This window comes from Microbacterium sp. (assembly GCF_032084865.1).
Lineage (GTDB): Bacteria > Actinomycetota > Actinomycetes > Actinomycetales > Microbacteriaceae > Microbacterium.
This window is the reverse complement of record NZ_DAMDLU010000150.1, coordinates 1-7,034: the sequence shown is the minus strand read 5'-3', so window position 1 is coordinate 7,034 and position 7,034 is coordinate 1. Positions and strand designations below refer to the sequence as shown.

Annotated in this window: 6 protein-coding genes and 1 pseudogene; 4 read left to right on the top strand and 3 right to left on the bottom strand. The window is 70.8% G+C overall.

Annotated elements, in window-relative coordinates; translation table 11 throughout:
* Together RT309_RS12925 and RT309_RS12920 are read left to right on the top strand one after the other, a co-directional pair.
* Positions 1 to 371, top strand: a 371-nt coding sequence (locus RT309_RS12925; RefSeq protein WP_313357650.1) for a substrate-binding domain-containing protein, incomplete at its 5' end; no start/stop codon positions are given.
* Entirely contained in the window at positions 368 to 1,480 is a 1,113-nt protein-coding gene (locus RT309_RS12920; RefSeq protein ID WP_313357648.1) for a glycerate kinase, read from the top strand. The genes RT309_RS12925 and RT309_RS12920, both read left to right, overlap by 4 nt.
* Positions 1,481 to 1,529: 49 nt before the next feature.
* Here the strand turns inward: RT309_RS12920 and pgm are convergent, their stop codons facing one another.
* Positions 1,530 to 3,173, bottom strand: a complete 1,644-nt coding sequence (gene pgm, locus RT309_RS12915) for a phosphoglucomutase (alpha-D-glucose-1,6-bisphosphate-dependent) (protein WP_313357647.1) — start codon at positions 3,171 to 3,173, stop codon at positions 1,530 to 1,532.
* Between the two features lie 123 nt (positions 3,174 to 3,296).
* Between pgm and pheA the strand changes: the two genes are divergently transcribed.
* Positions 3,297 to 4,238, top strand: coding sequence for a prephenate dehydratase (pheA, locus tag RT309_RS12910; RefSeq protein ID WP_313357646.1), 942 nt, complete (start codon positions 3,297 to 3,299; stop codon positions 4,236 to 4,238).
* Between the two features lie 203 nt (positions 4,239 to 4,441).
* On the opposite strand, the gene RT309_RS12905 is transcribed toward pheA, so the two are convergent.
* Positions 4,442 to 5,131, bottom strand: coding sequence for a DUF559 domain-containing protein (locus RT309_RS12905; protein WP_313357644.1), 690 nt, complete (start codon positions 5,129 to 5,131; stop codon positions 4,442 to 4,444).
* A 414-nt stretch (positions 5,132 to 5,545) separates the two neighbouring features.
* Complete coding sequence (locus RT309_RS12900; RefSeq protein ID WP_396654457.1) at positions 5,546 to 6,583, bottom strand: LLM class flavin-dependent oxidoreductase; 1,038 nt, start codon at positions 6,581 to 6,583, stop codon at positions 5,546 to 5,548.
* Between the two features lie 79 nt (positions 6,584 to 6,662).
* On the opposite strand from RT309_RS12900, the pseudogene RT309_RS12895 reads away from it, so the two are divergent.
* Positions 6,663 to 7,034: pseudogene (locus tag RT309_RS12895) on the top strand (phosphoribosyltransferase family protein); the annotation flags it as partial.

Here is a 7,034-nt window from a genome sequence, read left to right as displayed (position 1 = left end):
GGGGCGGCGAGGTCGATCGCGTGCACCGCGGATCGTTCGAGCGCGAGGCGGGTGCCGCCGCGATGACCGCGGCCCTCGCCGAGGGGGTGGCTGCCGGGACCCTCGTCTTCGCGCTCAGCGACGTGATCGCCGTGGGGGCGATGACGGCGATCCGCGACGCGGGGCGCCGCGTGGGCGAGGACATCGCCGTGTGCGGGTTCGACGACGTACCGGTCAGCCGCGACGTCACCCCGCGGCTGACGACCGTGCACGTGCCGCTCAGCGACCTCGGCGAGCAGGCCTTCCGCGCCGTCGTCGACCCGGAGTGGACCCAGCCGCCCGCCGCCCTCGAGGTGGTCGTGCGCGAGAGCACACCGGGCGTAGCCCCGTGACGCGAGTCGTCTTCGCCCCGGACAGCTTCAAAGGCACGATCGCCGCGGCCGACGCGGCCCGCCTGCTGGCGGACGCCTGGCTGACAGTCGATCCGGACGCCGAGACCGTGCTGCGCCCGATGGCAGACGGGGGAGAGGGCACGGTCGCCGCCTTCGCCGCCGCGGTTCCGGGGGCCGAGCGGATGCCGATCACCGTCGACGGCCCTGCCGGGCATCCGGTCGATACTTCGTGGCTGCTGCTGCCGTCGACCGCCGAGGCCCCCGACGGCACGGCGGTGATCGACCTGGCCTCGACGTCGGGCATCGAGCTTCTCGACGAGCTGCGCCCCTGGGATGCGGATTCGCGCGGCTTCGGGCAGGCGATCGCGGCGGCCCTCGACCACGGCGTCTCACGGCTGGTGCTCGGCATCGGATCGAGCGCGTCGACCGACGGAGGCACCGGCATGCTGCGCGCCCTCGGTGCGCGGTTCCTCTCAGCCGACGGCTCGGAAGTCGCACCAGGCGCCCGCAGTCTCGGCGATATCGCCTCGGTCGACCTGGGCGGGCTGCGCTCGGCCCCCGAAGTGCGGGTGCTCACCGACGTCACCAACCCGCTCACCGGCCCCCGCGGCGCGGCGGCGGTGTTCGGCCCGCAGAAGGGGCTGGTCGACATCGCCGATCAGCGGCGGACGGATGCCGGACTCGCCCGCCTCGCCGATCTGCTCGCCCTCGACCCGCAGACCCCCGGTGCCGGTGCCGCGGGAGGAGTGGGCGCGGCGCTGCTCGCCTGGCGCGGTGTGCTGCTGCCGGGAGCGGCGGAGGTCGCGCACCTGATCGGGCTCGCGGATGCCATCGCCGATGCCGATGTCGTCGTGACCGGGGAAGGCGCCTACGACGGGCAGTCCGGTGACGGCAAGGTGCCGTCGTTCGTGGCATCCGTCGCCGCAGAGGCGGACGTCGACGCGCTGCTCGTCGCCGGGCGCATCGACGACGACGCCGACACCGGGCTCTTCGCCGAGGTCCGCTCGCTCACCGAGCTGGCCGGGTCGGGTGCTGCGGCGCTGGCGAACCCGCAGCGATGGCTGCACGAGGCGGGACGGCAGCTCGCGGGCGCTCGGCGCGGTTCCTGACCGGCATCCGGTTCGCAATCGGGCTCCGGACTACGACAGGCGTCCGCTCTCAGCCGTCGAGGGCGGCCGACACGACGGCCCGCGCCTCCTCCTGCACCTGCGCGAGGTGCTCCGGACCCTTGAGGCTCTCGGCGTACAGCTTGTAGACGTCCTCTGTGCCCGAGGGGCGCGCGGCGAACCACGCGTGCTCGGTCTGCACCTTCAGCCCGCCGATCGCCGCACCGTTGCCCGGTGCATGCGACAGCTTCGCCGTGATCGGCTCGCCGGCCAGGTCGGTCGCGCTCACCGCATCCGGAGCCAGCTTGCCGAGCGTCGCCTTCTGCTCCGGCGTGGCCGGAGCGTCCACCCGCTGATAGGCGGAGGAGCCGAAGGCCTGCTCGAGCTCGCGGTAGCGCTCCGACGGCGTCTTGCCGGTCACCGCGATGATCTCGGCGGCGAGCAGGCAGAGCAGGATGCCGTCCTTGTCGGTCGACCACACCGTGCCGTCCATGCGCAGGAACGACGCACCGGCCGACTCCTCACCGCCGAACGCGACCGAGCCGTCGAGCAGACCGGGCACGAACCACTTGAACCCGACCGGCACCTCGAGCAGGCGTCGGCCGAGCGACTCGGCGACGCGATCGATGATCATCGACGACACGAGGGTCTTGCCGATCGCCGCGTCGCGCGGCCACTCGGTGCGGTGCGAGAACAGGTAGTCGATGGCCACCGCGAGGTAGTGGTTCGGGTTCATCAGCCCGGCGTCGGGCGTGACGATGCCGTGCCGGTCGGCGTCTGCGTCGTTTCCGGTGAGCACGTCGTAGTCGCCGCGCTTCGCCACGAGCGATGCCATCGCGCTGGGCGATGACGGGTCCATGCGGATCTTGTCGTCCCAGTCGAGGGTCATGAAACGCCAGGTCGGGTCGACCTCGGGGTTCACCACGGTGAGGTCGATGCCGTGCATGTCCTTGATCAGCTGCCAGTACTCGACCGACGCGCCGCCCATGGGATCCGCACCGATCCGCACGCGCGCCTGCTTGATCGCCTCGATGTCGATGATCGACGGCAGATCGCGCACGTAGGCGTCGCGGAAGTCGTACTGGCCGATCGAGTCGTCGTCGATGTCGGCGTGGGGGATGCGCTCGACACCTTCCAGGCCGCCCTCGATCAGCGCGTTGGCGCGCTGGGCGATCCAGCCCGTCGCATCGGTGTCGGCGGGACCGCCGTGCGGCGGGTTGTACTTGAAGCCGCCGTCGCGCGGCGGGTTGTGGCTCGGGGTGATGACGATGCCGTCGGCGCGGTCGGGGTCGTCGAGCGCGCGCCCGCGGTTGCTGGTGAGGATGGCGTGGCTGAGCGCCGGGGTGGGCACCCACGAGTCGCGCGAGTCGACGCGCACGTCGACGCCGTTGCCGATCAGCACCTCGATGGCGGTGCGCTCGGCGGGCAGCGACAGCGCATGCGTGTCGCGGCCGAGGAAGAGCGGGCCCCGGATGCCCTGCTCGCGGCGATAGTCGACGATGGCCTGCGTGGTGGCGAGGATGTGGTCCTCGTTGAAGCTCGTCGTGATGGCCGAACCGCGGTGGCCGCTGGTGCCGAACGCGACCCGCTGCGCGGCTACGGACGGGTCCGGATGCCGGTCGTAGTAGGCGGCGATCAGCTCGTCGACGTCGATGAGGTCTTGTTCCTCCGCAGGGAGGCCGGCTCGGCTCGTCATGGGAACAGTCTGCCCCTCCTCGGTCGGTCGCGCACCTCGGCCGGTGTCGGATGCCGTGATCTGCGGGTTCACGGTGATGACACGGCTCGAAGGGGCGCGGAGCTGCGGGGCTAGGCTGACCAGGTGACCGAACGCCGCACCTACAGCTATCTGGGCCCCGCAGGAACCTTCACCGAAGCAGCGCTCGACCAGGTGCCCGAGGCTCGCGGTCACGACTGGAAGGCCGTGCACAACGTCGGCGAGGCGCTCGCCGACGTGCTCGAGGGCCGCAGTCACGCGGCGATGATCGCGATCGAGAACTCCGTCGAGGGTGGGGTGTCGACCACGCTCGACGCGCTCGCCACGCTGCCGGGGCTGCGCATCATCGGCGAGTACCTGGTGAAGGTGAACTTCGTGCTGGTCGGCAAGCCGGGAGTGCGGCTGGAGGATGTCGAGGTCATCGCCGCGCATCCCGTCGCCTACGCGCAGTGCCACAGCTGGCTCGGCGAGCACCTGCCACGGCACGCTCATGTTCCGGCGGCCAGCAATGTGGCATCCATTCTCGGCGTGCTCGACGGGTCGTCGCCCGCCCAGGCCGCCATCGCCGCGCCCGGGATCGTGCAGCACCACGACGTCGAGGTGCTGGCCGAGCAGATCGGCGACAACGACAACGCCGTGACGCGTTTCGTGCTCGTGTCGAAGCCGTCCCCGCCGAGCGAGCCGACCGGAGCCGATAAGACCTCGCTGATCGTCGAGCTGCCCGACGACCGCCCCGGCGCTCTGCTCGACATGCTCGAGCAGTTCTCGACCCGCGGCATCAACCTGTCGCTGCTGCAGTCGCGGCCGGTCGGCGACGCGCTCGGCCGGTACCGGTTCGTGGTGGATGCCGACGGGCATGCCTACGACGAGCGCATGGCCGACGCGCTGCTCGGCATCCGCCGCTTCAGCCCCCGCGTCGTCTTCCTCGGCTCGTACCCCCGCGCCGACCGCCGGATCGTGCACTACCCCGAGCGCTACGCCGACGGCGTCTTCGTCGAGGCCCGCGACTGGCTGCGCGCCCTGCTGCACGGCGAGCCGGAGGCGTAGGTCCGCGTCGCCCGCGCGGGTGCGGGGTCATTTGTGTACGCGTTTCGGCTGGGAAGTGTGCGTAACTGACCTCGCAGTGGGATGCGTGTGCGTCCGCGGGCGGGTGGCGTTCAGTCGTGCGGGTGCGGGGTCACTTGTGTACGCGTTTCGGCCGGGAAGCGTGCGTAACTGACCTCGCAGCGGTGAGTGGCCCGGTCAGCCGGTCAGGCTGAGCGGGATGCGATGGCGCCTCGGACGCGGTCGATCAGCGCATCGGCGTCGTTGAGGTCCTCCTGGGTGAGGCGAATCACGATCCAGCCGAGCGCCTCCAGCTCTCGCTGACGTTGGATGTCTCGCCGCCACTGCTCGGCGCTCGTGCGGTGCCCGTCGCCCTCGTACTCGATCGCGATCTTCAGCTCTGGGTAAGCCAGATCGGTGCGCGCGACGAGCCTGAAGCCATCCAGCACTCTGTACTGCACGACCGGTTCGGGCAGCCCGTGCTCTCGCAGAAGCAGCCGGGTCTCGGTCTCCTTCGGCGATTCGACCGCGTAGTGGGCGAGATCGAGTGCCTTCCGGATGATGCCGCACCCGGGAAACCTGCGCCAGACCGCGAGGCGCTCCGCGATGTCTTCGATCATCACCAGTGGACGATTCTGTCGAAGCGCCGGGTAGTTGTTCGCGGTGGTGAGGATCGCGTCGATCAGCGTCACCGCCTCGAGAAGCGTGAGCGATTTCGCGCACGTGAAGAGCGTCGCAACAGGGTCGAGCACGGGCACGCCGTCGATCCTGTGGATGTTGAGCCGTTCCGGAGCGAGCCGAAGCCCGCACACGCCTGCGGTGCGTGGGCGAGAACCGCTCGTGGGCACGAACACATGAAGAGTCTCGTCCTCCTCCCACGCCGCGGGGATCGGCATCCGCCAGAGGCGCGCTGCTGTCTTGCCTCCGAAGCGCTGATCGGGAGCGAGACGCGGAGCGAACGCTTTCACTCGGTCGTCGAACGTCGCGGCTTCAGCTGCGACGCGTATGCCGCGGAAGGGGCGAGCGAGATCAGCGGCATCTCGACGCCTGCGAGGGACTCCCGCACCCGCCGCCTCCCTGACGGTGAACCGTGTGCCCAGCATCCGAGGAAGAGGAGTCTGCGTACGCATCCGTCCATGCTCGACGCGCGTCGAACCCTGAATCGATGCGTATCCCGGTGGCGGGGGACAACATCTCGATCCGTTTGATCTGTGGACAAGCATGCCTGCGCAGGGTGCGAGGTCACTCGGGTACGGTTCCGCCGATGAAAGCGTACGCAACTGACCTCGCACCCCGCGAAACCCGCGAGCCTAAGCCACCACCAGGTCCAGCGTCTGCATCCGGCCCGGCGACGCGTCCAGCGGTTCGGAGTCGTAGGCGCCGGCCACGGGGGAGATCATGATCTCGTCGACGCCGTGCTGCGCGGCGAACGAGGTCAGCGACGAACGCACGTCATCACCCGAGCCGATGAACCACCTCTGACGCATCGCGTCGATGAGGGTCTGCTCCTGAGCATCCGAAGCCGCGGCCAGCGCCTCCTCGACCGTCTCGAGAACCCGCATCGGCTTGTTGCCGCGCAGCCGCGCCATCGCGCGCAGCTGCGGCAGGGCGCGCTCCGCCGCCTCGTCTGCCGAAGGGGCCGCCACCACGTTCGCCGTGAGGAAGGTCAGCGGCTCGGTCAGCGCCTCGGAGGGGCGGAACTGCGACCGGTACAGATCGAGCGCGCGCTCGAGCCCGACTCCCGCGAAGTGGTTCGCGAACACGTAGGGCAGGCCGTGCGAGGCCGCGAGCTGGGCGGAGTAGTCGCTCGATCCCAGCAGCCAGATCGTGGGGGAACCGGATGCCACGGGCGTGGCCTTCACGCCGTATTCGCCGCCGCTGGTGAAGCGCACCGTCGCGCCGTCGGGCTGGAGCATGGCGGCGATGTCCTGCACGTGAGCGGGGAAGCGCTCGACGTCTCCGGTAGTGCCGGACTGGCGCAGCAGATGCGTGATCACCGGGTCGCTGCCGGGGGCGCGGCCGATGCCGAGGTCGATGCGCCCCGGGGCGAGCGCCTCGAGCGCGGCGAACTGCTCGGCGACGATGAGCGGCGCGTGATTCGGCAGCATCACGCCACCCGAACCCACGCGGATCCGCTGCGTGCGAGCCGCGGCAGCCGCGATGAGCACCGAGGGAGTGGTCGATGCCACCGAGGGCATGTTGTGGTGCTCGGCGAACCAGTAGCGGGCGAGCCCGAGGGCGTCGGCATGCTGAGCGAGAGCCATCGACGACGCGACGGCCTGCGCGCTGGTCTGGCGTGAGCGGACGGGGACGAGATCGAGAACCGAGAAGGAGAGAGCAGTCATCATCAGCCTCAACCGCGCACCGTGGCGGCGCATTCCGCGACACGGGGTTGACCGCCGTCACGGCGAGGCGTAGGCCGAAGGCATGCGCCTCTTCGCAGACAGAACGGATGCCGGCCGCCGCCTCGCCGAGCGGCTGAGGGAGCACCCGGATGCCCTCGCCGAGACCCCGGGTGAGATCGTCGTGCTCGGGCTGCCCCGCGGCGGAGTGCCCGTGGCGGCCGAAGTGGCCAGTGCGCTGCGCGCCCCGCTCGACGTGCTCGTTGTGCGCAAGGTCGGCGTGCCCTGGCATCCGGAGCTCGCGATGGCCGCCGTCGGGGAGGAGGGTGCCGTGGTGCGCAATGACGACGTGATCGCGGCATCCGGAATCACCCCGGAGGCGCTGGCCGCGGCTGAGTCGCGCGAGCGCGCCGAGGTGGCGCGGCGCGCGCAGCGGTTCCGCGGCCGACGCGGTGCC